5 protein-coding genes are annotated in these 2,682 nt (G+C 59.1%); 4 read left to right on the top strand and 1 reads right to left on the bottom strand.

The genetic code is table 11. The annotated features are described in order from the left end of the window. Nucleotides 1-110: 110 nt before the first annotated feature. The 4 genes from NW819_RS01550 (at nucleotide 111) to gloB (ending at nucleotide 1,975) form a co-directional block, all read left to right on the top strand. The gene (locus NW819_RS01550; protein WP_011431820.1) at nucleotides 111-290 is read left to right on the top strand and encodes a 50S ribosomal protein L32; all 180 of its coding nucleotides are present in this window, start codon (nucleotides 111-113) and stop codon (nucleotides 288-290) included. Nucleotides 291-401: 111 nt separating this feature from the next. Then, entirely contained in the window at nucleotides 402-818 is a 417-nt protein-coding gene (locus NW819_RS01545) for a J domain-containing protein (RefSeq protein WP_414342162.1), read from the top strand. A 127-nt stretch (nucleotides 819-945) separates the two neighbouring features. After that, the gene (locus tag NW819_RS01540; protein ID WP_011431822.1) at nucleotides 946-1,209 is read left to right on the top strand and encodes a DUF3143 domain-containing protein; all 264 of its coding nucleotides are present in this window, start codon (nucleotides 946-948) and stop codon (nucleotides 1,207-1,209) included. 7 nt (nucleotides 1,210-1,216) lie between these two features. Continuing rightward, the gene (gloB, locus tag NW819_RS01535) at nucleotides 1,217-1,975 is read left to right on the top strand and encodes a hydroxyacylglutathione hydrolase (RefSeq protein WP_414351175.1); all 759 of its coding nucleotides are present in this window, start codon (nucleotides 1,217-1,219) and stop codon (nucleotides 1,973-1,975) included. Between the two features lie 122 nt (nucleotides 1,976-2,097). On the opposite strand, the gene NW819_RS01530 is transcribed toward gloB, so the two are convergent. Then, the coding region (locus NW819_RS01530; protein WP_414412687.1) for an MFS transporter at nucleotides 2,098-2,682 on the bottom strand (585 nt) is incomplete at its 5' end.

Here is a 2,682-nt window from a genome sequence, read left to right as displayed (position 1 = left end):
CTTGCCGCGCCTTTTGGTCAACCACTGATAGGCTACTTGCCTGAATAAAGCTGGGATCGGCAGCGCAGCCTCAATGCTAGCCTAGTAAGGCTGTGTTTTTGTGCGAAGCCATGCCTGTTCCTAAGAAGAAAACTTCTAAAGCCCGCAGTCGCAGGCGCTACGCCGTCTGGCTGGGCAAAGCTAAGCTCCAGGCCCAGCGAGCCATGACCATTGGGCGCGCCATTCTCAGCGGTCGCAACACCGGTTTCTACTATCCCAAAGCTAAGTCTGAAGAGGATGAGGAAGAATAGAGGCTTGCTGCAGGGATCCCGGTGTCTGCGCGAGTGATTACACTGGACTAGAGCTGTGCTCCCCTGAAAGCGGTTTTGCTGCCCCTGTAGTCTTGCTCCTCCATAGGTTGCATGCGCTCCTTGACTTCCCTCACCTACTACCAACGGCTGGGTCTGTCTCCAGGGGCATCTCCTGAGGCCATCCGGCGGGCCTACCGGCAATTGAGCAAGCGCTACCATCCCGATACTTCTCCCCTGGCTCCGGAAGTGGCCATTCGCTGCTTCCAAGAGTTGCAGGAGGCCTACCTTGTCCTTAGCAACCCGGCGAAACGGGCCATCTACGATGCCAGCTTACGGGCGGTGACCGCCAACACGGGATCTCTGGGCATGCCGGGATCCCTTGGTGCCGATTCTCTAGAGCTGCGTATGGAAACCCGCCCACTTTCGGCTGGCGAGCTGTGTGCCCTGCTGCTGATGGGATCCACCCTGGTTGTGTGTTTGGTGTTGGCAGGTGTCCTCGCTTGGCTGCGAGAGAGTGGGGCAAGCTGATTCTGCGAGCATTTCCTGCCCTCTTCGGTAGGACATTGGGATCGAGTTTTCGGATTCTGGATCAGGAGTGCTTGAATGAACATAGCCCGTTGACTCTAGGGTTTGATTGCTTTTCTTGAATCTCGCCATGCCTTTGCCTCCTGCAACCACGCCCCTGTACAATCACCCGCTCCACACCATCGAACGCTGGCTGGAGGATCAGGGCTGCACCCGCGACCCGCAGGATGTGGAGCAGTGGTTTTGCGAACGGCCTGGCTGGAAAGCCATTTTGCGCCTGGAAGAAACCAGCATTTGGGTGCGATACACCTACCCAGACGGCAACACGAAAACTTTATCTTTTCCCTATTCCCTCAGCCGGCAAGACGTAGAACAGGCCATTTTTGAGAGTTAGCCGAGCCATGCGCGTTCTCCAGTTGCCTGCCCTGCGCGATAACTACATCTACCTGCTCCACAATCCCGACACTGCAACAGCAGCCGTGGTGGATCCGGCAGTGGCTGAGCCCGTGTTGGAAAAGCTGGCCGAGCTGGGGGCGGAGTTGGTGGCCATTTTCAACACCCACCACCACCACGACCACGTGGGGGGCAACCGACAGCTTTTGGAGCGCTATCCCCGTGCCAGAGTCTATGGCAGCCAGGTGGATCGGGGGCGGATCCCTGGCCAGACGGTGGAGCTCAAGGCAGGGGAAACAGTGGAGTTTGCGGGTCGGCTAGCAAAGGTGCTGTTTGTGCCCGGCCATACCCGCGGCCATATTGCCTACTACTTTTCCGAGAGTGGGGATCTCTTCTGTGGCGATACCCTGTTTGCCGGGGGATGCGGGCGGCTGTTTGAAGGCACGCCGGAGCAGATGGTGGGATCCCTGGATCAACTGCGGCAGTTGCCGGAAGCCACACGGGTGTGGTGTGCCCACGAATACACCTTGAACAATCTCAGGTTTGCCCTGACAGTGGATGGAGACAACCCCGACCTGCAGGCGCGTTATCAGCAGGTGGCTGCCCTGCGCCAGACGGGATCCCCGACTGTCCCCAGCACCATTGGCGAGGAACGCCGCACCAATCCCTTCTTGCGTTGGGATCAGCCGGCTTTGCAGGCAGCCACCGGAGCTCAGGATCCGGTGCGGGTCTTCGCTCGCCTGCGCGGTATGAAGGATCAGTTCTGAAAATCGGGTTCTGACAAAAGCTCCTGGAGGTGGCCCAAAACCTGAGGGGATGGTGCTCCTCACCACTAGCACAAACGAAACCCCCGAAGAGCTGCACCGTAATCTGGTGCAGGGGCTTTTCATCAGCCCACCTCGGCCTGCCTCCTGGACACTAGAGCCAGCAGGATAGCCGCCCCCAGCCCTTGAGTGACTACCGAAAAGAGCACTAAGCCAGTCAGGGAGAAATCGTAAAGCACCCCCATCAGGGCGCTGCCCACAAACCAAGCCAATCCATAGACACTGGTAAACAGGCCAAAGGCAAAGCCCCTCGTCTCGGGAGCTACCATACCGGCCACCGCCGCCTTCATGATGGATTCTTGGGCCCCCAAACCAATCCCCCAGAGCACCATGCCCAGCACCGTCAGAGCATAGGTACCGGAAAAGGCCAGCGGCGCAAATCCAGCCGATACCGCCACCGCTCCCAGCAGGCTCCACAGCCCCACGCGGTCGAACAGCCAGCCACAGCCCAGGGCGGCCAGGGCATCCACCCCCATGGCCAGGGCATAGAGCAAAGGGATCCCTGCCCCATCGCTCCCTGACTGTTGTTGCAGATGCAGGGCAATGAGGGGAAAATCCGCAAACCCCATAGCCACACAGGCTGCTGCCAAAAGATACAGCCAGAAAACTTTGGGCAAGCCTTTTGCTGGAGTCATCTCCGGCTCCGGCTC

It is taken from the genome of Synechococcus sp. R8-2 (assembly GCF_047461715.1).
Lineage (GTDB): Bacteria > Cyanobacteriota > Cyanobacteriia > Thermostichales > Thermostichaceae > Thermostichus.
Note: the sequence above shows the minus strand (reverse complement) of the source record. Positions and strands in the feature narration are given on the sequence as shown.